General features: G+C 60.8%; 25 protein-coding genes. 4 read left to right on the forward strand and 21 right to left on the reverse strand.

Translation table 11 applies throughout. The annotated features are described in order from the left end of the window. Positions 1 to 31: 31 nt before the first annotated feature. From trxA to F3G95_RS11520, 3 genes are all read right to left on the reverse strand, one after another. A complete protein-coding gene (trxA, locus tag F3G95_RS11510; protein WP_149795096.1) occupies positions 32 to 340 on the reverse strand; it encodes a thioredoxin in 309 nt (102 codons plus the stop codon). Positions 341 to 551: 211 nt separating this feature from the next. Beyond that, a complete protein-coding gene (locus F3G95_RS11515) occupies positions 552 to 1,499 on the reverse strand; it encodes a transketolase family protein (RefSeq protein WP_149795049.1) in 948 nt (315 codons plus the stop codon). Between the two features lies 1 nt (position 1,500). After that, the gene (locus tag F3G95_RS11520; RefSeq protein ID WP_149795050.1) at positions 1,501 to 2,352 is read right to left on the reverse strand and encodes a transketolase; all 852 of its coding nucleotides are present in this window, start codon (positions 2,350 to 2,352) and stop codon (positions 1,501 to 1,503) included. 409 nt (positions 2,353 to 2,761) lie between these two features. Here F3G95_RS11520 and F3G95_RS11525 point away from each other — a divergent pair, with 409 nt between their 5' ends. Further along, on the forward strand, positions 2,762 to 3,298 hold the full coding sequence (locus tag F3G95_RS11525) for an ECF transporter S component (RefSeq protein ID WP_149795051.1): 537 nt from the start codon (positions 2,762 to 2,764) through the stop codon (positions 3,296 to 3,298). A gap of 128 nt (positions 3,299 to 3,426) precedes the next feature. On the opposite strand, the gene F3G95_RS11530 is transcribed toward F3G95_RS11525, so the two are convergent. The 3 genes from F3G95_RS11530 to F3G95_RS11540 form a co-directional block, all read right to left on the reverse strand. After that, positions 3,427 to 4,767, reverse strand: a complete 1,341-nt coding sequence (locus F3G95_RS11530) for a gluconate:H+ symporter (protein ID WP_149795052.1) — start codon at positions 4,765 to 4,767, stop codon at positions 3,427 to 3,429. Positions 4,768 to 4,879: 112 nt separating this feature from the next. Then, positions 4,880 to 5,404 (reverse strand): 3-isopropylmalate dehydratase small subunit, encoded by a 525-nt coding sequence (locus F3G95_RS11535; protein WP_149795053.1) that lies wholly within the window; start codon positions 5,402 to 5,404, stop codon positions 4,880 to 4,882. A gap of 25 nt (positions 5,405 to 5,429) precedes the next feature. Further along, entirely contained in the window at positions 5,430 to 6,689 is a 1,260-nt protein-coding gene (locus F3G95_RS11540) for a 3-isopropylmalate dehydratase large subunit (RefSeq protein WP_149795054.1), read from the reverse strand. A 299-nt stretch (positions 6,690 to 6,988) separates the two neighbouring features. On the opposite strand from F3G95_RS11540, the gene F3G95_RS11545 reads away from it, so the two are divergent. After that, entirely contained in the window at positions 6,989 to 7,639 is a 651-nt protein-coding gene (locus tag F3G95_RS11545) for a GntR family transcriptional regulator (RefSeq protein ID WP_149795055.1), read from the forward strand. Positions 7,640 to 7,683: 44 nt separating this feature from the next. Here the strand turns inward: F3G95_RS11545 and sstT are convergent, their stop codons facing one another. From sstT to F3G95_RS11600, 11 genes are all read right to left on the reverse strand, one after another. Then, on the reverse strand, positions 7,684 to 8,931 hold the full coding sequence (gene sstT, locus F3G95_RS11550) for a serine/threonine transporter SstT (RefSeq protein WP_149795097.1): 1,248 nt from the start codon (positions 8,929 to 8,931) through the stop codon (positions 7,684 to 7,686). Positions 8,932 to 9,218: 287 nt separating this feature from the next. Next, positions 9,219 to 10,319, reverse strand: coding sequence for a dipeptide epimerase (locus tag F3G95_RS11555; RefSeq protein WP_149795056.1), 1,101 nt, complete (start codon positions 10,317 to 10,319; stop codon positions 9,219 to 9,221). A 12-nt stretch (positions 10,320 to 10,331) separates the two neighbouring features. After that, positions 10,332 to 10,841: a GNAT family protein gene (locus tag F3G95_RS11560; RefSeq protein WP_149795057.1), complete on the reverse strand. Its 510-nt coding sequence runs from the start codon at positions 10,839 to 10,841 to the stop codon at positions 10,332 to 10,334. Positions 10,842 to 10,998: 157 nt separating this feature from the next. Continuing rightward, entirely contained in the window at positions 10,999 to 11,385 is a 387-nt protein-coding gene (locus F3G95_RS11565; RefSeq protein WP_149795058.1) for a helix-turn-helix transcriptional regulator, read from the reverse strand. Between the two features lie 240 nt (positions 11,386 to 11,625). Further along, positions 11,626 to 12,294 carry a phosphate signaling complex protein PhoU gene (phoU, locus tag F3G95_RS11570; RefSeq protein WP_149795059.1) on the reverse strand — a complete coding sequence of 223 codons (669 nt, stop codon included), beginning with the start codon at positions 12,292 to 12,294 and terminating at the stop codon, positions 11,626 to 11,628. A 17-nt stretch (positions 12,295 to 12,311) separates the two neighbouring features. Further along, positions 12,312 to 13,076 carry a phosphate ABC transporter ATP-binding protein PstB gene (gene pstB / locus F3G95_RS11575; protein WP_149795060.1) on the reverse strand — a complete coding sequence of 255 codons (765 nt, stop codon included), beginning with the start codon at positions 13,074 to 13,076 and terminating at the stop codon, positions 12,312 to 12,314. Positions 13,077 to 13,086: 10 nt separating this feature from the next. Then, positions 13,087 to 13,944: a phosphate ABC transporter permease PstA gene (pstA, locus tag F3G95_RS11580; protein WP_149795061.1), complete on the reverse strand. Its 858-nt coding sequence runs from the start codon at positions 13,942 to 13,944 to the stop codon at positions 13,087 to 13,089. Then, positions 13,934 to 14,830: a phosphate ABC transporter permease subunit PstC gene (pstC, locus tag F3G95_RS11585; RefSeq protein ID WP_149795062.1), complete on the reverse strand. Its 897-nt coding sequence runs from the start codon at positions 14,828 to 14,830 to the stop codon at positions 13,934 to 13,936. Before pstC ends, pstA begins: the two co-directional genes overlap by 11 nt. Before the next feature lie 28 nt (positions 14,831 to 14,858). Continuing rightward, complete coding sequence (locus tag F3G95_RS11590) at positions 14,859 to 15,743, reverse strand: phosphate ABC transporter substrate-binding protein (RefSeq protein WP_149795098.1); 885 nt, start codon at positions 15,741 to 15,743, stop codon at positions 14,859 to 14,861. Between the two features lie 332 nt (positions 15,744 to 16,075). Continuing rightward, positions 16,076 to 16,678 (reverse strand): GNAT family N-acetyltransferase, encoded by a 603-nt coding sequence (locus F3G95_RS11595; protein WP_149795063.1) that lies wholly within the window; start codon positions 16,676 to 16,678, stop codon positions 16,076 to 16,078. Between the two features lie 100 nt (positions 16,679 to 16,778). Next, positions 16,779 to 17,210: a glucose PTS transporter subunit EIIB gene (locus F3G95_RS11600; RefSeq protein ID WP_223386688.1), complete on the reverse strand. Its 432-nt coding sequence runs from the start codon at positions 17,208 to 17,210 to the stop codon at positions 16,779 to 16,781. 207 nt (positions 17,211 to 17,417) lie between these two features. On the opposite strand from F3G95_RS11600, the gene prmA reads away from it, so the two are divergent. Both prmA and F3G95_RS11610 read left to right on the forward strand, forming a co-directional pair. After that, the gene (gene prmA / locus F3G95_RS11605) at positions 17,418 to 18,332 is read left to right on the forward strand and encodes a 50S ribosomal protein L11 methyltransferase (protein WP_149795065.1); all 915 of its coding nucleotides are present in this window, start codon (positions 17,418 to 17,420) and stop codon (positions 18,330 to 18,332) included. Between the two features lie 84 nt (positions 18,333 to 18,416). Continuing rightward, positions 18,417 to 19,160: an RsmE family RNA methyltransferase gene (locus F3G95_RS11610; protein WP_149795066.1), complete on the forward strand. Its 744-nt coding sequence runs from the start codon at positions 18,417 to 18,419 to the stop codon at positions 19,158 to 19,160. A gap of 53 nt (positions 19,161 to 19,213) precedes the next feature. Here F3G95_RS11610 and F3G95_RS11615 read toward each other — a convergent pair whose 3' ends face one another. The 4 genes from F3G95_RS11615 to F3G95_RS11630 form a co-directional block, all read right to left on the reverse strand. Next, positions 19,214 to 19,483: a type II toxin-antitoxin system RelE/ParE family toxin gene (locus F3G95_RS11615; protein ID WP_015566063.1), complete on the reverse strand. Its 270-nt coding sequence runs from the start codon at positions 19,481 to 19,483 to the stop codon at positions 19,214 to 19,216. Then, a complete protein-coding gene (locus tag F3G95_RS11620) occupies positions 19,480 to 19,701 on the reverse strand; it encodes a DUF6290 family protein (protein ID WP_149795067.1) in 222 nt (73 codons plus the stop codon). Before F3G95_RS11620 ends, F3G95_RS11615 begins: the two co-directional genes overlap by 4 nt. A gap of 62 nt (positions 19,702 to 19,763) precedes the next feature. Further along, positions 19,764 to 21,374 (reverse strand): putative PEP-binding protein, encoded by a 1,611-nt coding sequence (locus tag F3G95_RS11625; protein WP_149795068.1) that lies wholly within the window; start codon positions 21,372 to 21,374, stop codon positions 19,764 to 19,766. Beyond that, positions 21,371 to 22,543 (reverse strand): patatin-like phospholipase family protein, encoded by a 1,173-nt coding sequence (locus F3G95_RS11630; RefSeq protein ID WP_149795069.1) that lies wholly within the window; start codon positions 22,541 to 22,543, stop codon positions 21,371 to 21,373. The genes F3G95_RS11625 and F3G95_RS11630 overlap by 4 nt, the downstream gene beginning before the upstream one ends. Positions 22,544 to 22,667: the final 124 nt, after the last annotated feature.

Raw genomic sequence — 22,667 nt, forward strand, 5'->3', positions numbered from 1 at the left:
TTCCGTGCAGCGGCTCCTCGCCGTTTTATCCTCAGCCCAGCAGTTCCAGCACGCCGCTCTTGGGACGTGCGCCGACGGCCTGACGAACCAGCTTACCGTTCTCGAACAGCAGCAGGGTGGGGATGCTCATGACGCCGAACTCGGCGGCCAGATCGGGCTGCTCGTCCACATTGACCTTGCCCACCTTGACGTCGGTGCGCTCCTCGGCCACCTCGTCCACGATGGGGCTCAGCATCCGGCAGGGGCCGCACCAGGCGGCCCAGAAATCGAGCAGGACGGGCTGAGCGCTCTTCAGCACCTCGGCCTCAAAGTTTTCTTTCGTGATGGTGATGACTGCCATATCGTTTCCCTCCATAAAGAGTGTTTTTTCATCTGACAGGGACAGTATACCCCAAACTCCGGCGTTTTTCCGTGAGCAAGTCACATAAAAAGCCCGGGGCAAAGTCTTCGCCGAGGTGTACGCCGAGAGGGAAAAGCTGATAAAAGCTCTGTGAGATGCAAAAACGCCGCCGTGCAATGCACAGCGGCGTTCGTTATTTCAGAGAAAGAGCTTACTTGCCCAGCATTTCCTTTGCGGTCTTGCAGATGGTGGCAGCATCCAGACCGTACTCCTTCAGCAGGTCCCAGGCGGGGCCGGAGCAGCCGAACTTGTCCTGCACGCCGACGCGGCGGACAGGGGTGGGCAGCTTCTCGCTGAGCAGGGAGCAGACAGCCTCGCCCAGACCGCCGATGACGTTGTGCTCCTCGGCGGTGACGATCTTGCCGCACTCCCGGGCAGCCTTGAGGATGATGTCCTCATCCAGAGGCTTGATGGTGTGGATGTTGATGACGCGGGCGTGGATGCCCTCGGCAGCCAGAGTCTCAGCGGCCTTGCGGGCCTCGTTGACCATCAGGCCGGTGGCCACGATGGCAATATCACTGCCCTCGGTGAGCTGCTCGCCCTTGCCGATCTCGAAGTGATAGTTGGCCTCATCGTGGAACACGGGAACCGCCAGACGGCCAAAGCGGAGGTAGACAGGACCCTGCATCTCGTAGGCGGCGCGGACAGCAGCGCGTGCTTCCACGTCGTCGGCGGGGCAGATGATGGTCATGCCGGGCAGGCTGCGCATGAGGGCGAAGTCCTCGCAGCACTGGTGAGAAGCGCCGTCCTCACCGACGGAGATGCCGCCGTGGGTAGCGCCGATCTTCACGTTCAGGTGGGGGTAGGCCACGGAGTTGCGGATCTGCTCAAAGGCACGGCCCGCAGCGAACATCGCAAAGCTGGACACGAAGGGGACATAGCCCATGGTGGACAGGCCGGCGGCGACGCCCATCATGTTGGCCTCGGCGATGCCGCAGTCAAAGTGGCGGTCCGGGTGAGCCTTCCGGAACACACCGGTCTTGGTAGCGGCAGCGAGGTCGGCGTCCAGGACCACCAGGTCGTCGTGGCCCTCAGCGGCCAGTGCTTTCAGAGTATTGCCGTAGCTCTCGCGGGTAGCGATCATTTTTACATCTGCCATCTTACTTGTCCTCCTGTTCCAGCGCGGCGTAGGCTGCGTTCAGCTCCTGCATGGCCACAGCGTACTCCTCGTCGTTGGGGCCTTTGCCGTGCCAATCCACAGAGTTGGTCATAAAGGAGACGCCGGTACCCTTGACGGTGTCCAGAATGATGCAGGTGGGCCTGTCGTTCTCGGCGTGGAACGCCTTGATAGCAGACTCGATCTGGTCGTAGTCGTGGCCGTTGATGGTCAGGACGTTGAAGTTGAACGCCTTGAGCTTTTCTTCCAGCGGGGCGCTGTTCATGACCGTCTCGGTGGTGCCGTCGATCTGGAGGTGGTTGCGGTCCAGCATGACGCAGAGGTTGGAGAGCTTATAGTGGGCGGCAAACATGAAAGCCTCCCAGCACTCGCCCTCTTCCACCTCACCGTCACCGAGGATGGTGTAGACATTGATGGGCTTGCCGCTGTGCTTTGCGCCCAGAGCCATGCCGCAGGCGGCAGACACGCCCTGACCCAGACTGCCGGTGGACATATCCACGCCCGGAGTCTCATTCATGTTGGGGTGGCCCTGCAGGTAGCTGCCGATCTTGCGCAGGGTCTTGAGGTCTTCCACCGGGAAGAACCCGCGCTCGGCCAGCGTGGCGTAAAGTGCCGGAGCTGCATGGCCCTTGGACAGCACGAAGCGGTCGCGGTCCGGTTTTTTCGGCTCCTTGGGGTCGATGTTCATATCCACGAAGTAGAGGTAAGACAGCACCTCGGCGATGTCCAGACTGCCGCCCGGATGGCCGCACTTGGCGCTGTGAGTTCCCTCGATCACGCCCATGCGGATGTGACAGGCGTGCTTGGCAAGGGTAAGCTTTTCTGCATTTGTCATGATGGTCCTCCCGTATGAACCTCAGAAGTTGCAAGTATACAGCCGCGCAAGGCACAGCTCCCGCCGCCCCATTGCGCTATAATTCAAGTTTATATTATCTATTCTGTGCAAAAAGGTCAAGCTTCTTTCAGCAAAATGTACACAGGCGGTCAAAAACTGCTCCAAACGCTTTCTTTTTTGGTCAATTTGCAGCCTGTCCGGGAGCGGTCTTGACAAATCCTGCGGCACTCTGCTATAATTTTCACGATCTCCGGCAGGAAGCCGGGCCTGCGGGCCGAAGCCCGCCTTACACTATTTTCAGCCGCCGCATTTTTGAAACAGACGCCATGAAGGGGTCTGCCGTTGGCTTGCAAGCCAACTGGCAGGCCCCTTTTTTGTTTTTCTGCGGCGCAGTCACAGGAGGAAACAGATGAAAACCAAAAACTCTTCTCCGGCCCGCAACGTCGTGCTGGCCGCACTCTTTCTGGCGCTGGCCTTCGTGCTGCCCATGGTGACGGGCCATCTGCCGCAGGTAGGCAATATGCTCTGCCCGATGCATTTCCCCATCCTGCTCTGCGGCTTCGTGCTGGGCGGGCCCTGGGGTCTGGCTGTGGGCTTTGCGGCCCCGCTGCTCCGCTCGGTGCTCTTCGGGATGCCCCCGATGTTCCCCATCGCCATCTCGATGGCTTTTGAGCTGGCAGCTTACGGTGCTGTCTCCGGCTGGCTCTATCGCCGGGTGAAGCACACCCTGCCCATGACCTACGCCACCCTCGCGGCGGCCATGGTGGCTGGCCGCCTCGTCTGGGGCGCAGTCCGCTTCGTGCTGGCGGGCCTGTCCGGCTCGAGCTTCCCGTTCTCGGCCTTCCTGTCCGGTGCGCTCTTCACCGCTGTGCCGGGCATCATCGCACAGCTGGTGCTCATCCCCCTCATCATCACCGCTCTGCAGAAGGCAAGGCTCATGGACTAAATCCTTATAAAACAGCCAGACCGTGCCGCCGGGAGCTTAGCTCCCGGCGGCACGGTCTGTTTTTGGCTGAGCTGCTTTTGGTTGGAGAAAATGAGCGTGGAAAAAGGCTTAGGAGAATACTGTTTTTATCACAGCCACAGGCTGCAGATAAAGGTGGCAAGCAAGCCGCCCAGCGACATAGACAGATTGCTGATGGACAGGGTCTTGAGGCCCGTCTTCATATCAAAGCCCATGCAGTTGGTGTAGACCCAGAAATAGCTGTCGTTGACGTGGCAGCACAGACGGGCACCCGCACCGGAAGCCAGGAAGATAAGGATGGGGTCGAGGCCGAGGCTGGCTGCAATGGGAGCGCAGAGCGTTGCCGCCGTCGTCACTGCGACCGTGCCGGAGCCCTGCACGACTTTCAGCAGGCCGGAGATGACGAAGGGAATGAGGATGAAGGGCAGACCGGTGTTCAGCACCATCTGTGCCAGACTGTCGCCTGCGCCGGAAACTTTAAGTACTTGGCCCAGTGCGCCGCCCGCTGCGGTGATGAACACGATGGGGCCGGCGTCCTTCAGAGTCTTGTCCATGATGTCGATGATGGCTTTGCCGCCCAGACGCTTGCCCAGGGTGATGATGGACAGGACTGCGCCGATGGCCAGAGCGATGTTGGAATCACCAACGAAGGAAACGATGGACAGGATGGGGGAATCCTCAGGCAGGATCATGCCGCAGGTGGTGTTGAGCAGGATGAGCACAATAGGCACGACAAGGGGCATCAGGCTGGCAAAGGTGCCGGGCAGGTCCTTGTCATCGTCGATGGACGGGGTAGCCTCGTCCTCTTTCTGCGCTTCTTCGTCCCGGAATGTATAGTAGCTTTCGGGCTTATTACGGAAGTAGAGCTCCGCGAAGATCCAGCCTGCGGCCGTCATGAACACTGCGCCGAATGCGCCGTAGAGGATGGCACGGCCAATGTCGATGCCCAGAAGGCCCGCCGCGGCCAGAGGACCGGGCGTGGGAGGCACGAAGACATGGGTGGACAGCAGACCGGCAGAGAGGCTGACGGCCAGAATGGCAAGAGGGATCTTCGTTTTCTTGTGGATAGCCTTGACCAGCGGGGTCAGGATGACGAAGGCCGCGTCCGAAAAGACGGGGATGGAAACGATATAGCCGGTGATGGCCATTGCCAGGCCTGCACGCTTCTGGCCGACCAGTTTCACCGCATCATAGGCCATCCGGTTCGTACCTTTGGCCGCGTCCAGATAGTTGCCCAGCATGATGCCAAAAATAATGACGATGCCGATGCTTTTGACCGTGCCGGAAAAGCCACTGGTGATGGCGCTGACGGTGTCCGCGCCGCTCATGCCGCTGAGCATACCCATGACCAGCGCCGTCGCCAGCAGAGAGATGAATGCATTTGCCTTGACTTTGATACACAGGATCAGAAGGACCGCCATTCCGATCACAAAAACAAGTTCCATTGGCATAATTTTTCCTCCCGGGAGCCGTTCCTCACGAACTGCCCCCGTATCTTTCTCTTCAATTTACACTTCTTATAACTCTTCTAACTCTTTTCTCCAGATTTTTCCACGCGTCACATTACTCTGCTTTTTGTTCTGCTTTTTCTTTTGCGAAGCGGGCGCGCATCAGAGGCTTGATGCCGCCTGCGGCAAGGATCTTCATGGCCTGTTCGCCCAGTGCCTCGCAGGGGTAGCTCTCGCCGGTCTCCTGCACGGTGACGACGCCCTTGACAAAGTCGAGGGTCAGGGTCTGACCTTCTTTTACCTTTTGGCTGATGCCCTTGCAGATGACCGGAACAAGGCCCAGATTGACCGCATTGCGGAAGAAGATGCGGGCGAAGGAATCTGCGATGACCGCCTTTGCGCCCATGTTCAGCAAGGCGATGGGGGCGTGCTCACGGGACGAGCCGCAGCCGAAGTTGCGGCCTGCCACCACAATGCCGCCCTGCGGGAAGTTGGCGGCGATGTTCACGTCCACGCCGCTCAGGCAGTGGCTGCCGATCTCCTTCGGGTCGGTCAGGGCCAGATAGCAGCCGGGGTAGATCTGGTCGGTGTCGATGTTGTCGCCCACGACGATGATCTTTCCAGTGATCTCACTGTTCATAAGAATGTTCCTCCTTTTTCAAATCTCACAGAAAATCTCTGGGGTCGGTGATGCAGCCGTTCACCATGCTGGCGGCAACGGTGGCCGGGCTGGCAAGGTACATCAGAGCCTCGGTGGAGCCCATGCGGCCCGGGAAGTTGCGGTTGGTGCTGGTGATGCAGACCTCACCCGGAGCAAGGATGCCCTCATGTGCGCCGAGGCAGGCACCGCAGCCGGGGGTGGTGATGGTAGCACCGGCATTCATCAGATCCTGAATGTAGCCGGCCTTCATGCACTCCTGCATGACCTCGTTGGAAGCGGGAACGACGATCAGACGGGTATACTCGGGGATGTGTCTGCCCTTCAGGATCTTGGCAGCGATGGCGATGTCTTCCACGCGGCCGCCGGTGCAGCTGCCGATGTAGCCCTGATTCAGCTTGATGGGGCCGTTTGCCACCACCTCAGACAGGGGATGGACATTCTCGACGCTGCTGGGGCAGGCAAGGTTCGGCTCGATCTTGGAGACATCGAACACATAGCTCTCTTCGTACTGGAAATCGGGGTCGGTGAACTGCACCTCGTAGGGGCGGACAGCACGCTTATCCACGTAGTTCAGCACGTCGGCGTTGGGCTGCATATAGGCGGTCTTGGCGCCCATCTCGACCGCCATATTGCAGATGGTCATGCGGCCTGCGACGTTCAGCTTCTCGACGTAACTGCCGGTGAAGTCGATGGCTTTATACACAGCACCGTCAGCACGGATGCGGCCCAGAACTTCGAGGATGACGTCCTTGGGGTAGACGCCCTTCTGCGCCTCGCCGTCCAGACGGACTTCGATGATCTCCGGCACACGGAACCACAGCTCGCCGGTCATCAGGATGGTAGCCATATCGGTGGCGCCGCAGCCGGTACCCATCGCACCGAAAGCACCGTGGGTGGTGGTGTGGCTGTCGGTGGCGACCACGATCATGCCCGGGTAGATGACGCCGGCTTCCGGCATGACCTGATGGCAGACGCCGCAGTTGGTGTCAAAGTGGAAGCGCAGGTCGTTCTTTTTGGCAAACTCGCGCATCTCCTTGTGGTTTGCTGCGCTCTTGATGTCGGGGCAGGGGGCGTAGTGGTCAAAGACGAAAGCCGCCCGCTCCCGGTTCCAGACCTTCTCGCCGCCCATCTCGTAGAAGGAATAGACCGTCTGGAGATAGAGGTCGTTGATCTCGGCAAAATCGACCTTGGCGGTCACGATCTCGCCGGTGTGGACCTCGGCTCTGCCGCTGTTCTTGGCCAAGATTTTTTCGATGGCGTGCATGGTGGAATCCTCCCGTTCTCTTTTTTAAATTTTGAATATCGTATACAATTTCTTTTCGGTGGCTCTACAGTACCACGTTTCAACGCTGTTTTCAAGAGGGATGAGCCGCTTTCTCCGCTATCTCTAAATTTCAGACATCTTTTTTGTGGAGAACGACGAATATCGTATACGATATTCCATTTCTAAAATGTTTGACACGATATTTCGGAAATGATATTCTTAAATAGAAAAATAATAATATCCCGGTCTTTCCGTCCGGAAAAGCCGGGATTTCAGATCCTATGGAGGCACACCACACTATGGACAGCTTAAAAAAAGCCATGCCCGTTCGGGTACAGATCACCGCCATCCTGCGAAAAGCGCTCTTTTCCGGCGAGTACAAGAGCGGCGATGAACTGAGCCTGACCGAGACTGCCGAGCGGCTGGGCGTCAGCCGCACGCCGGTGCGGGAAGCATTCCAGACTCTGGAGGCCGAGGGCCTCATCGAGCTGCGGATGAACCGGGGCGCCATCGTCAAGACCATCGACGAGAAATACATCACCGACCATTACGAAATGCGCATCCTGCTGGAATCGGAGGCCGCAAAGCGCGCCGCCCAGCGGGGGATGCCGGACGCCGCCGACTACATCAAAAAGCTGGAAGCTCTGCAACGCCATATGGACAGCGTTTCAACGGAGGAATACGAAGAGCTGAACCTTGCCGTCCACTCCGCCATCTGGACAGCGGCAGACAACGAGCGGCTCTACAAATTCCTGTCCAGTCTCTGGAACGGCCCCAGCGTGGGCATTGCCTCCCCGAAGCTGGACCATTATATCAAGTCCACTCAGGAGCATATTGACATCCTCAAGGCCATCCAGAAACAGGATGCCAAGGCCGCCCAGAAGGAAATGGCAAAGCACATCGAGCGCAGCCTGAACAATATCCTCAAGAACTTCAAATTCCGCACATGAAAAACGGCTGGGGCCTCGCGGCCCCAGCCATTTTGTTTTGCCTATTACTTGCGGAGGAAGTCCGGCAGGAGTTTGCCCTGCTTGAGCCACTGATGATACTCGGCGGTCGCGGCGAACTCCACGTCGCCGGCAGAGTTCAGCGCAGTCTCCACAGAGTCCTGGATCACGCCGATGATGAAGCCGACACCGACCATCTGCATGGCCACATCGTTGGAGATGCCAAACAGGGAGCAGGCCATGGGGATGAGCAGCAGAGAGCCGCCGGCCACGCCGGAAGCGCCGCAGGCACCCAGAGCGGACATGGCGCTCAGGACGATGGCGGCAGGCAGGGTCACGGGGATGCCCAGCGTGTTGGCCGCAGCCAGCGTCATGATGGTGATGGTGATCGCCGCACCATCCATATTGATGGTAGCGCCCAGAGGGATGGAGACGGAATACATATCCTTATCGAGGCCCAGCTTCTCGCACAGGGCCATGTTGACGGGGATGTTGGCCGCAGAGCTGCGGGTGAAGAAAGCGGTCAGGCCGGACTCCTTCAGGCAGCGGAACACCAGCGGATACGGGTTGCAGCGCAGATAGAGGAACATGATGAAGGGCGAAACGATGAACGCCATGAAGAGCATGGTACCCACCAGCAGGGCCAGCAGCTTGCCGTACTGGGTAAAGATGGCCAGACCGTTGCCGGCCACGTTGGTGTACACCAGACCCATGATGCCGAAGGGCGCCAGATTGATGATCCAGCGCACCACCTGCGACACAGCGTCGGCAGTGTCGGCGAGGAACTTCTTGGTGGTGTCAGAGCCGATGTTCTTCATGGCAAGGCCGAACATGCAGGCCCAGAACAGGATGCCGATGTAGTTGCCGCTCATCAGAGAGCTGACAGGGTTGGCGACGAAGTTGGTGAGCAGGGTGCCCAGCACCTCGCCCAGACCCTGCGGCACCACATCCGACTGCGCAGCGTCTGCCAGAACGACCGACACAGGGAACATGAAGCTGGTGATCGAAGCGATCGCAGCCGCAAGGAAGGTGGTGAGCATGTACAGCCAGATGACCGTACCGAAGCGGCGGTCCAGCTTGGAGCTGCCCTGTGCCAGCGCGCTCGCCACGATGACGAACACCAGCACCGGAGCGATGCCCTTCAGTGCGCCGACGAACAGGCTGCCCAGCTCGCCGACCCAGCCTGCACCCGGCACCGCAAGCGCCAGCACCGCGCCGATGACCAGACCGACGACGATGCGAAGGATGAGGCTGACCTCATTGTACTTCTTCACAATGGCTTTTGCACCATTCATCATATAAAACACTCCTCTGTATTTGTGCGTCCTCGACGCACACTTTTCCTGTCTCTTACCCAAAGACAGTTGTTATTATAGCACACACGGAAGAAAAGTCAAAGGTTTTCAGTGAATTTTTCGGGCTGCTTCGGCAGATTTTTTCGTTTTCAGCCTTCCTCCGCGCCGCCTTATGTGTGCGTCATAGAAATACACAATTAAAATATTTCACCGCTCAGGGCAGAAAAATCCCCCGGCAGAGTTCGTCTGCCGGGGGGTAGTCATTCTTATTTATTTTTTCTGATCTTTCAGTCGTCCAGATAGGTCACTTTGCCGGGGACGAAACCCTGGATGCCCATGCCGGGTGCATCCGAAACGGTGATATTCTTCTCGTCGAAGACCGCGCCGCCGAGGATGTGGTCCTCGCTGCAGAGCACCGGGCCGTCCAGGTCCACTTTGGTGATGATCTTCTTGGCGCAGGCCAGCTCCACGGCTGCGTTGACCGAGATCTTGGCTTCCAGCATACAGCCGATCATGCACTCCACGCCGTAGACCTCTGCCGCCGAGGCGATGCGGAGGGCGTTGGTGATGCCGCCGCACTTCATCAGCTTGATGTTCACAAAGTCGGCTGCGCCGGTCTGCATGATGCGCAGGGCATCCGCCGGGCTGAACACGCTCTCATCGGCCAGCACCGGCACACTGGCGTGGCGGGTGACGTACTGCATCCCCTCGAGGTCAGCCGCAGGGACAGGCTGCTCGACGAACTCGATGTCCAGGCCCTTCTCCTGCATCTGGTCGAGGATGCGGACAGCCTGCTTTGCATTCCACGCCTGATTGGCGTCGATGCGGAGCTTGACGTCCTTGCCCACGGCCTCGCGGACGGCGGCCAGACGGGCCACGTCCAGCTCCGGGTCGATGCCCACCTTGACCTTCAGGCAGTCATAACCGCGCTGGATGGCGGTGCGGGCGTCCCGGGCCATCTCCTCAGGCGGGTTGACGCTGATGGTGATGTCCGTCACGATATTGCTGCGCGCACCGCCCAGCATCCGGTAGACCGGGGCGCTGTACTTCTGGCCCAGCAGGTCCCACAGGGCCATATCCACGGCAGCCTTGGCGCTGGTGTTGTGGACGAGGGCCTTCTGCACGGCGGCGGTCAGATCCTCGAACTCGTCGAGGTTGCGGCCCAGAATGGCCGGAGCGATGTGGTCACGGATAGCGCCGATGATCGCTCCGGTGGTGTCGCCGGTGATGACGCCGGTAGGAGGTGCCTCACCGTAGCCCACCGCGCCGGTGTCGGTGTGCAGCTCAACGATGACGTCCTCCACGCTGCTCACGGTGCGCAGCGCTGTCTTGAAGGGGACGCGGAGCGGGGTCGAGATACGGCCCAGCTTTACCTGTGTGATCTTCATGCCAGTCCCTCCTTATTCTTCCTGCATGTGTACGGTGGCCGACAGCTTCTGATAGGCGACGCGGGGCGTGCCGTCTTCCACATGGATGATGCCGCAGCGGGCAAAACCGTTCTTCTCGAGAAGATGCTGCATGATCTTGTTGTCGGCGTGGGTATCGGCCCGCAGGCTCTCGCAGTGCTCGAGGCACCATGCGATGACCTCAGACGCCACGCCCCTGCGGTCACCTGCCGAGGCCAGCCGGTGGATGGTGCCGTAAGGCACCTCATCGTTGAGCCACTGGCCGTCTTCGATTTTCGCGTAGGTGGGGTCCGGCCCGAGGATGAAGGCAAACACCGCCTCGAGACGGCCGTTCACCATATAGACGAACAGCCGGTTGGAGTCGATGTCTTCTTCCAGCATCTCCTGCGGCGGATAGCTGTCGCCCCACTGGGTCGGGTTGCCCGAATCCGCCATTGTTTTCCGGGCATGGGCATAGATCTCTAAAATTTGCTCCAGATCAGAGCGCCGTGCTCCACGAAACATTCCGTTTCCACCTTCTCTTTCCGTGCGCCGCAGCGCACTCCCACATTTTTGCAGGTCTGGCTTTTATTGTAACACACTCTGCATCGTTTTTCCATCTTAAGACATCAAAAGACGTCCCGCAGACACGGGACGTCTTTTTTCGCGGTGTGCTCAAAGGTCAGGCCGGTGTGCGGGTGCGGGCCGCGCGGCTCTGACGGTACTCACGGGGGCTCTGGCCGTACCGCTCGTGGAACAGGCGGTAGAAATAACTGGTGTTCTCGTAGCCGACATAGGTGATGATTTGCTGGATGTTCCAGTCGCTGCGGCGCAGCAGGCGGGCGGCAGTCTCCATCCGGTGCTTCTGGAGCAATTCCTTGTAAGTACGGCCTGTCTGCGCCCGGACGCACTCGCTGACATAGGCCAGAGAGACGCCGTAACTGCGGGCCACATTGGAGAGGCTGGCCTCACGGTAATTCTTGGTGATCTCATCCAAAGCCGCCTGCACCAGCTCTTCGCGGCTGACGGCCGCGCCGTAGGCTTCCAGCGGGAAATTCTTGGTGTTCATCGGTATCCTCCGTTGCGGCGCAGCCGGGGACAGGGGGGATGTCGGAGCCGGGCCGCGCTCAGGTCTCATAAGCATCCCTCTGTTGGGAGGCTTCTGCCTATAATACGGCGCAGCCGGGCCGGAAATTGCATAAGACAAGAAAAAACTCCAAAATTTTTCAGACGGGGTTTCGACAAAGCAAAAGCTGCCGCCCGCCTCGGGCAGCAGCTTTTCAGGAAAAGAAAAAGAGGAAAACAGAACTCAGAACATCTTCTCGTGGTGATACCGGCCCGTGCGCAGGAACTCCACCCACTCGGCGATGTTCACGGCGTGGTCGCCGATGCGCTCGAGGTACTTGATGACCATCAGCACATCCAGCGCGGCGTCCACCTTGCCGGGGTCGGCGGCGATCTCCGCCGCCAGCATCCGCTTGATGCTGTTGAAGTCGTAGTCCACCGCGTCGTCGGCGTCGATGACGGCTTTTGCCGCCGCCTCATCTTCTGCCGCAAAGGCGCCCATGGCGTCCTGCAGCATCTTGTGGGCTTTGCGGCCCATCTCAATGCTCCTGCTCACGGCAGGGTCGCCCGCCTTGCGGACACCGGCCAGATGGGGGACGATCTCCGCGATGTCGGCGGCATGGTCACCGATGCGCTCCACGTCTGTCACCACCTTCATGGCAGCAGAGATAAAGCGCAGATCACCTGCCACCGGCTGCTGACGCAGCAGCAGGGTCATGCAGCGGTGCTCGATGTCCCGCTCCATCCGATTGACCTCGGTGTCGCCCTTGATGATGCCCTTTGCTTCCTCGGCGTCCGCCGTGCAGAGGGCTTCCAGCGCATCTTCCACCGCGTCGGCAGAGAGCTGGCTCATCTTGGCCAGCGATCCCTTCAGAGCCGCGAGGTCGGCTTCGTACTGTGTGCGTGTGCTCATATCGCAAACCCTCCTTTTTAACCGAAGCGGCCCGAGATGTAGTCCTCGGTGCGCTTATCCTTCGGGGTGCTGAAAATCTCGCTCGTGGGGCCGCACTCCACCAGCTCACCCAGCAGGAAGAATGCCGTGCGGTCGCTGATACGGGCCGCCTGCTGCATGTTATGGGTGACGATGACCACGGTGTAGTTCTTTTTCAGCTCGCTCATCAGCTCTTCCACCTTCATGGTGGAGCCGGGGTCGAGGGCGCTGGTGGGCTCGTCCATCAGCAGGACTTCGGGCTTGACAGCCAGAGCCCGGGCGATGCACAGGCGCTGCTGCTGGCCGCCGGAGAGGCCCAGCGCGCTCTTTTTCAGGCGGTCTTTCACCTCGTCCCAGAGGGCAGCGCCCCGCAGGGAGCTTTCCACCAGCTCATCCAGCTCCGCTTTATTGCGGACGCCGTGGAGCTTGGGGCCATAAGTAATATTGTCGTAGATGCTCATGGGGAAGGGGTTCGCCTTCTGGAAGACCATGCCCACGCGGCGGCGCAGGTCGGTCAGCTGCATCTCCTTTGAGAAAATATCCTCACCCCGGAGCCGGACGTCGCCCTCGATGCGGACGTTCGGCACAAGGTCGTTCATCCGGTTCAGGGTCTTGAGGAAGGTGGATTTGCCGCAGCCCGAGGGGCCGATGAGGGCAGTGATCTCCTGTTCGCCCACATCCAGCGAGATGCCCTTGAGGGCCTTGAAGTCGCCGTACCAGAGGTTCAGATTTTTTGCCGAGATGACCGGCATATTGTTATCCATAAAATACCCCTTACTGTTTCTGTTTGAGCTTTGTTTTTGCCAGACGGGCTGCGAGGTCGATGAGAAGCACCAGGACCAGCAGCACTGCGCCGATGCCCCAGGCGGAGGCGAAGTCGCCGTCCTCGAAGGCCCGCAGATAGAGCAGGACGGAGAGGGTCGCGCCGTTGGATGTGTACGCCTTGGCGATGCTGCCTGCAATAACTTCCGCCGCACCGGCGGTGAAGAGCAGGGCCGCGCTCTCACCCACGATACGGCCCACGGCCAGGATGCAGCCGGTGACGATGCCGTCGATGCTGCAGGGCAGCACGATGGTGCGGATGATGTGCCACTTGCCCGCGCCGAGGCCCAGAGCACCCTCCCGGTAGCCCTGCGGCACCGTTTTGAGGGACTCCTGCGTGGTACGGATGATGGTGGGCAGGTTCATGACCACCAGCGTCAGGCTGCCGGAGAGCAGGCAGGTCTTAAAGCCCATGGTCTGGGCGAAGACCAGCATACCCACGAGGCCGTAGATGATGCTGGGGATGCCCGCCAGCGTCTCATTCGTGAACTCGATGACCTCAATGAGCTTCCGGTTGGAGGCGTACTCCGTGAGGTAAACTGCCGCGCCCACGCCCAGCGGAAGGACGATGAGCAGGGTGAGCAGGATGACATATAACGTGTTGAGGATAGCGGGCAGGATGCCGTCGGTGCCTTTGAGGACGCTGGCGGTGGTGGAAAGGAATTCCCAGCTGATGTTGGGGATGCCCCGCACCAGTACCAGCCCGATGACGCCCACCGTGAGGGCGATGACCAGCACTGCCGCCGCCCAGACCAGCGCGGTCATGATGACGTTCCATGCGCGGCGGGAGGGGGAGAAGTCACTTTTCATCCTTGTTTCCTCCCTTCAGCACAGCGTTGAGCAGCACATTGATGACCATGATGAAGACGAACAGCACCAGCGCGATGCTGAACAGCGCCTGCTTCTGCAGGCCGCTGGCGTAGCTCATCTCCTTGGCGATGGCCGTGGTCAGGAAGGTGACGCTGCGGAAGAGGCTGTCCGGCATATTGGGGCTGTTGCCGGCCACCATCATGACGGCCATTGCCTCGCCGATGGCGCGGCCAATGCCCAGAACGATTCCGGCTGCAATGCCGCTCCTGGCCGCCGGGATGCTGATCTTGAACCACGTTTCCGTATCGGTCGCACCCAGTGCCAGACTGCCCTGCTCATACTCGGGCGGCACGGCGTTGAGGGCCGTCACCGACACGGACACGATGCTGGGCAGTATCATGATGGACAGCACCACGATGGCCGACAGCAGGCAGGCGCCCGACGCCTTGCCAAACACCTTCGCCACCGCAGGCACCAGCACCTGCATACCCAGCAGACCGAACACCACGCTGGGGATGCCGCTCAGCAGCTCCACCGCCGTGACGACCACATTGCGCACGCCGGGAGCTGCCGCTTTCGAGAGGAACACCGCTGTCAGCAGGCCCACCGGCACACCGATGAGGGACGCACCCAGGGTGCCGTAAATGCTCGAAAGCACGAAGGGCAGGATGCCGTACTTCGGCTCCGACGCCGTGGAGGCCCACTCGGTGCCGAAGAGGAATTTCAGCGGGCCGATCTTTCCGATGGCGGGCAGGCCCGACAGGAACATATAGATGGTAATGACAGCCACGCAGCCCACGGCGAGGATGCCGCAGAGGAAGAAGATGGCGTTCATGACAGCTTCCAGCCATTGGGCCGGGGTGCGGGGAAGCTCGAATTTTTTCATAAAAACACCTGAGGGATCCCTCACAAAGTTACTCGTTCACCGGCACAGCGCCTGCGGTGCGGATGAGGTCGGCTGCATCGGTGCTGGTGGCGAAGTCGAAGAACGCCTGAGCCTGAGCGGAGAGGGTGACGGAGTCGTTGGTGACGAACACGAAGGGACGCTGCACCTCATAGCTGCCGTCCTTGACGGTCTCCTCGCTGCACTCCACGCCGCCGACGGTCACAGCCTTGACGGTGTCGCCGATGGCAGACAGAGAAGCGTAGCCAATGGCCAGAGGATTGGCCTCCACAGCGCTGATGACAGCGCCGGTAGCCGTCAGCTCCTGCGCGTACTTGCAGGAATCCTTGACGTCCACGATGCTCTCGAAGCCATCGCGGGTGCCGGAGCCAGCCTCGCGGCCCACCAGAACGATCTCGCCGTCGTCGCCGCCGACCTCGGACCAGTTGGTGATCTCGCCGGTGAACATCTGCTTGAGCTGGTCAACGGTCAGGTCCTCGACCTTGCTGTCCTTGTTGACGATGATGGCGATGCCGTCCAGAGCCACGGTGGTGCCGGTGACGCCGGTCTCGTCAGCCTTCAGGGCGCGGGAAGAAAGGCCGATGTCCAGAGTCTTATCGGCAGCGCCGGTGATGCCTGCGCCGGAACCGGTGGGGTCATAGCTGATGGTGACATCCGGCTCGAGCTCAGCGAAGCCCTCGGTCAGGGCGGCGATGACGTTCTTCATAGAGGTGGAACCGCCGGTGGCGACATTGCCGGACAGCGCAGCCGTAGAAGAAGCGGAAGCTGCGGTGCTGGATGCGGCGGCAGAAGAGGCAGCAGTGGAAGAAGCTGCACCGCCGCAGGCGGTCAGGGCAGCAGCAGCGGCAGCAGCGCCGCAGATGGACAGGAACGAACGACGAGTGATCTTTTTCATCATAATATCTCCTTCAACTGGGCCGGCCCTTTTGTTCTGGCCGGACTGTTTTCCTTTTCCTCGTTGTGTCTCTCTTGGGACGCCTTTATTGTAGCGCACCGCCCATCCGGCTGCGACCATGGCGGCGCAAAATGCAGGTAAAGCTTTGTGCAGTGTTTTTGCGCTGTTGTCATCCTCTGGTAAAGTCGGTGTGGAAAACAGGACACTTGATTTTACATTTCCGGTCAAACTGTCAAAAATCCGCACGTTCGTTTGTGCATCCCGCCCGCTGAAGGGTGCAAAAAAGGCTGCTTCACAGAACGTAAAGCAGCCTTTCAGACCCTATGATCGAATCAGAATTTCTCTTCCGTGCCGTCCGGACGGTAGAGCCGGACATATCTGCGCCACTTGTCCGCGCCCATCACCCGGCTGTAGCAGTCGGCCAGCTCTTTGTTGGCCGTCTCTGCATCCAGCGTCTCCCCCTCGGCAGGCAGGACCAGCACCCGGAACCATGCGTCGAAAAGATGCTCCGTCCAGCCGGTGTCAACGGCCCCGCAGCGGGCATAAAAGCCCAGACGCCGGACGGCCATAGCCTCGTCGTCGGCCTTCTCGGGACACTCGGCCTCGATGAGGATGGCCTTTGCGCCCTCCTCGTGAGCGGGCAGAGCGGCCAGCAGACGTGCGCCAATGCCGGTGCTGCGGTAGGCGGGCAGGACGGAGAAATAGTCCAGCTGGCTCACTTCACAGCCCATCGGCCGCACCATCAGCAGATAGGACACCAGCGTCTCCCCCTCGAACACGCCCCAGGTGTGGGCCATGCCGGCGGCTTCGCTGTTGAGAATCATGCTCAGGGGTTTCAGCTCGCTGGGCGGGAAGTCGCGGCGCATCTCGTCCAGATACACCCGCGTCAGCTCGTCGGCGGCGAGTTTCTTCCACGTAAAGGTCTGGGGCTTCATATCAAAACTCCTTTCCGATAAAAATACCGCCGGGCCGGGCGCGGCGGCCCGTTCCCGGCGATGTTCGAGAAGCTGTTTGCGTAAGAAAACAGCTTTTTCGTTACAGCTGCTTGCGCAGGGCATCGTACACAGCCTGCACATCGCCCTTGATGACCACCTGGCAGGCGTTCTTGGCCGGGCGGATGACGCCCTCTGCGCCTGCGGCCTTGGCAGCGGCCTCGTCCACGGAGGCGTAGCTGTGTACCTCAAAGCGGAGGCGGGTGGCGCAGTAGTCCACCTTGACGATATTGTCCTTGCCGCCGAGGGCTTTCAGGATGCCGGAGGCCAGTGCCTCGCTCTCGGCAGAGCTCATGCTGGGCGTCTCGGCCCCGCCGTTCTTATGATTGTGATAATACTTGCGTCCAAAGTAGAAGCAGGCCATGGCCACCATGGCAAGAACGATCTTGAACGGCAGCGTGATGGGAAGGAATGTGACGATGAGCGCGATGACGATAGCAGCGATCCAGCTGTAAATATCCATTCCTAAAAACATACGATAATTCCTCCTTTGGGGAACGATGCGGCGGGCGCTTCCGGCAGGAAGCCGCCCGGACCCAGTCCGGGTACAACACCATATTAACATACTGCCGGGAAAAAAGAAAGCCCTTTCGGGTATCTTTCGGCCCGAGAGCTTGCATCCCGGGCCGGAATCGGGTACTATAAAGACAGTATATCCCCAATACACGGAAGGAGCATCCTTATGGAATGGACTGATATTCGCCTGACCGTATCCAAAGCCGACGCCGAGGCCGCCGAGGCCGTGGCCACCATGATCGCGGAGGGCGGCATTTATATCGAAGACTACAGCGACATCGAGGAACAGGTGGAACAGATCGCCCACGTGGACCTCATCGAGCAGGAGCTGCTGGACAAGCCCCGGGACACCGTCATCATCCACATGTACCTCGAGCCGGGCGCTTCGCCGGTGGAGACGCTGGCCCTCATCGCGGCCCGGATGGAGGCCGCAGGCATCCCCTACACCTCCGAGACCGAGGGCGTGGAGCAGGAGGACTGGCAGAACGGCTGGCGCAAGTATTACCACCCGATGGACGTGGGCCAGCGCCTCGCCATCGTGCCGTCCTGGCAGGACTATGATACCGACCGCGTCAAGCTCATCCTCGACCCGGGCCTTGCTTTCGGCACCGGCGGCCATGAGACCACCAACCTCTGCCTCGAAGTGCTGGACGAGCGTGTCAAGGGCGGCGAGCGGGTGCTGGACATCGGCACCGGCAGCGGCATCCTCGCCATCGCAGCCCTCAAGCTGGGCGCAGCCGTGGCTGAGGGCGTGGACATCGACCCCGTGGCCGTCCGCACCGCCGGCGAGAACGCCGCCCTCAACGGCGTAGCCGACAAGTTGACCGTCCTCGTGGGCGATCTGTCCGACAAGGCCAGCGGCAAGTACGACATCATCACAGCCAACATCGTGGCCAACGCCATCATGTCGCTGGCCCCCGCCGTCCCCGGCCTGATGGCCGACGGCGCCGTCTTCATCGCCAGCGGCATCATCGACAGCCGGAAGGATGAGGTCATCGCTGCGCTGGAAGCCGCCGGCCTCGCTGTGCTGGAAGTGAAGGAGAAGCGCGGCTGGGAGTGCATCGTCTGCAAAAAGGCGTAAAATTTTTAACGGACTTGCCCTCTCAGGCCGCTTCGCGTCCAGCTCTCCCAAAGGGAGAGCCCAAGATGTAAAGGATCAAAAAATATGCCGCACCGTTATTTTACCACTGAAATTTCCGACGGCACCGCCGTGCTGCGGGGGGCCGACGCCCACCATCTCTCCCGCGTGATGCGGGGCAAACTGGGGGACACCGTCATCCTCTGCGACGGCAGCGCCGTCGAGTATACTGCCACCATCACCGGCTTCGGCGACGAGACGGTGGAGTTCAGCGTGGAGCCGGGCTACCCCAGCGCCGCAGAGCCCACCGTGGACGTCACCCTGCTGGTGGGCTACCCCAAGCAGGACAAGCTGGAGCAGGTCATCCGCCACGGCGTCGAGCTGGGCTGTGACCACTTCATCCCGTTTTTCAGCCGCTACTGCGTGGCCGCGCCCAAGAAAGAAGAGCAGAAAAACGAGCGCTACAACCGCATCGCCTTTGAAGCCGCCAAGCAGTGCGGCCGGGGCATCCTGCCGGATATGGCCCTTCCGCTGCCCAACTTCGGGGCCGTCTGCCGCAGCCTCGACCAGTATGACCTCGTGCTCTTCTGCTACGAGTGCGGCGGCGCACCCCTGCGCCAGCTGCTGGCTGAGGCCACGCCCGCCGATGGCAAAAAGCTGAAGATCGCCATCATCACCGGTGCAGAGGGCGGCTTCGCCGCTGAGGAAGCCGAAATGGCCGCCAAGGCCGGCGCAAAGACCGTCGGCCTCGGCCCCCGCATCCTCCGCTGTGAGACGGCCCCGCTGGCCGTCGTCTCTGCCGTCATGACCCTGACGGGGAACCTCGAATAAGTTCTGACATCAGAAACGGCGTCCCGCCGAGGTGGGACGCCGTTTTGCTGTATTCAGTTCTGATACACTTCACGCCGATGGCCTACTGTCAAAGCCAGGATCACCAGCTCTTCATCCTCAATGAGGCAGAGCAGACGGTAATCTCCAATGCGATACCTCCACTGTCCGCTCCGGTTGGCCGTCAGGCCCTTGCCGTGGGCGCGTGGGTCAGCGCAGTCCACGAGGTTTTTGTCTATCCACGCTTTCAGCATCCGCTGGGTATAGCGGTCTAATTTTCGAAATTCCTTTTCAAATCGCGGCGTCGTTTCCACCCGGTATTTCATAAGTCGAGTTCCTTCCAGAACTCACCCACCGGGCGGCTCTTCTTTCCGCTGCGCTGATACTCGCCATAGGCTTCCTCTGCGGCGGTAATGTCATAATCCTCTTCGATTTTGTCGAACAGCGCCCGCTTGAACGCTTCGCCCATCGACATGGAATGGAGCTTTGCATAGCTGTCGGCCAGCTGCCGTTCTTCTTCCGATAACCGAATCGAGAATGCCATACCATCATCTCCTTTTCATAGTACATTGTACTACATCAACTTCAACCTGTCAATGGCACGGTTTATTTCGCATCCGCATCCCGCAGGGCCTTTTTGATGGTCAGCAGGTTCTGTGGGCTCATGGAGAAGCTGCGCAGGCCGAGGCGGAGATACTGGGTCGCGTTGACGGCATTGCCGACGGCGAGGCCGCAGATGGTGACGGGGATGTCCGCTTTCCTGGCGGCGTCCACCACCATGGCGATGAGCTTTTTCATGGCCGGGCTGGCGGGACGGTAGTAGTGCTCGGCAATGGCCAGTTCCCGGCTCACCGCGTGGGTGTACTGGGTCAAATCGTTGGTGCCGATGACAAAGAAGCGGCAGCCGTGAGCCGTGAAGTCCTCTGCCGTCATGCAGGCGGCGGGTACGCTGAGCATGACGCCGAAGGGGACATCCGGCTCGAACTCCACGCCCCGCTCGGTGAGCTTGCGGCGGCAGTGGTCTACCACCTGCATGGCGGAATCCCAGTCCTCGATGTCTGTCACCATGGGGAACATGACCCGCAGCGGGCCTTTTGTGGCGGCACGCATGAGGGCGCAGATCTGAACTGCCATCTGGGGCAGATTGCGCAGGCTGCTGCGGATGCCCCGCAGGCCCAGCTTGGAGGACTGGACGCCCTGATAGGCGTCGGCCATGGTGCGGTCAGCACCGAAGTCGAAGGTGCGCACCGTCACCATCCTGCCCCTGGCGGCGGCGAGGCAGGAGGTGTAGAACAGATACTGCTCCTGCTCGTCCATGGCGTGGCCGGGCATCATCATGTAGCTGCTGCGCAGCAGGCCCACGCCGGACGCGCCGGACTCCATCGCGGTCCCCACGTCCTCGGGGCCGAAGCAGTTGGCCAGAAGCTCGAATTCTTCGCCGTCCCGGGTGCGGTTGGGCAGCTCGAGCTGGGCGTTCAGCTCCTCGTTCTGGCGCTGCATCTCGCAGATGCAGGTGACGGCGCTCTGCCGGGCGGCGGCATCCGGGTCAAGGATGCACTCACCCTCGGTGGCGTTCAGGATGACCTCGCGGCCGTCGCAGTCTTTCAGGAAATCTTCGCCCACCTGGGTGATGCCCGGGATGTTCAGCGAGCGGGCGATGATGGCCGCATGGCTCTGGCCGCTGCCCTCGGCGGTGATGAGGCCGAGGATGCGGCCCGCCGGGACGCTGAACAGATCGGTGGGCATGAGCAGGTCAGACGCAAGGATGACCGGGTGGTCGAGGGCCAGCCAGCTGCGGAGCCGGTGGCAAAGGATGTTGGTGATGCGCTGGGTCACGTCGAGGATGTCCACGCTCCGCAGCTGCATGTAGGCGTTGTCCTTCATGGCGGCCAGCTGGGCGGCGTAGCGGCGGCCCACACGGTCCATCGCCTCGGCGGCACCGACGCCGGCTTTTATCTGGAAAGCCACCTCATTCATGAAGCCCTCGTCTTCCAGCATCATGCTCTGGAACAGGAAGATGGCCTGCTCCGAGGGCGCGGCGCGGCCGGCCATCTCGTCCAGCTCCTGCTGAGCGACCTTGATGGCGTCTTCCAGCGCCTGCTTTTCCTGTTCGGGGTGGAAAGGCCCCTCGCCGAACACCAGCGGCGGGCGGTCCAGCCGGCTGACCTGACCCAGCACGAGGCCGGGCGATGCGGTAAAGCCCTTATATACCTTCATGTTTCCATCTCCTCCGGCGGCACTCTGCCGGTCAGCGCCCGGCAGACCAGTGCCTGCAAAAAGGTGTTGGGCAGCAGAGCGGCCCGCGCGGCCTGCGCCGGGCCTGCTTCACCCTCGAACAGCGGCTCGAAGCTCCTGAGGCGCTCGAAGTCGCATTTTGCAAGGAAAGCTTCTCCCAAAGTACGGGTGGTGTAGTAGGGGGCGGGGTCTACGCCCACGTCCTCGGCCGCGGCTTCCAGCGGGGCAAGCTCTGCATCCGAGAGTTTTGCCAGCAGGAGAGCCGCGTCTGCCGTCAGGGTGGAGGGGTGCTTTTCCCGCACGTCCTTCTGGACGGCCTCGAAGGCCGCATGGAATGCGGCGGCATCCGCGCTGCTCTCAGCCCCGCTGTCCACAGCGTAGGCGCAGCCCCGCAGCCGCCCGAAGGCCCGCAATGTATCGTGGTAGCCCAGCTCGATGTTCCGCCGGGCAGTGGCGGGCTCGAAGCGGAGGATGTCGCCCAGCTCCCAGTAGCTTCGGATGAGGGTGGTGGGCAGGCCGGTGCGGTTGGGGCGGGTGATGCCCACACCCTCCAGGTCCACACAGACCAGCTCTTCTGCGCCCATCTTCTGGGCCAGCGCGGTGGGCATATTGTCCCGGTAGCCGCCGTCGAGGTAAGACACCCCGTCGATGGTGTGGGCCCGCAGGGCGGGGAAGCAGGCTGCAGAGGCCAGCAGGTAGTCTTTCACCTTGCCCTCGGGGATGTCTTCCAGCGGAAGCTCCCGGGCCTTGAGGGTCTTCTGCTCCACGGTCACGAGGCCCAGCCGGATGGGGCTTTTGCGGAGTTTCTCTTCGTCCAGCACCCGCTCGACGATCTCTTCCAGCGGAGTGACGTCCATGCCGCCCTGGGTCACAGCGTCTTTGAGGAATGCGTGCAGCTCGGGAAGCGGCGCATCCTCGGCGGGCAGCTCCATCACATCCTGGCTGCGGATGGTCAGCCACATATCCCGGGCCGTCTCGTAGAGGTCGAGGGCGAACATAGCGCCGTTCAGGCTGCCGACGCTGGTACCCGTAATGATCTGGGGCCGCCAGCCCAGCTCGGTCAGCGCCCGCCAGACGCCCACCTGATAGCTGCCGCGGGCGCCCCCGCCCGCCAGCACCAGCGCCTTTACGGGGGTGTTGTTCTGCGCCATGTTTTCTGCCTCCTTTGATGTGTTCCGGTTTTGCCTAGATTATAGCATATTTCCCGGGAGATTTCTCTCTGTTTTTGTAACAAAAAATGTGCTATAATAAATTCACTTTGCCAGAACGATTCAG

It is taken from the genome of Faecalibacterium sp. Marseille-P9312, assembly GCF_902497445.1.
Lineage (GTDB): Bacteria > Bacillota > Clostridia > Oscillospirales > Ruminococcaceae > Faecalibacterium > Faecalibacterium longum.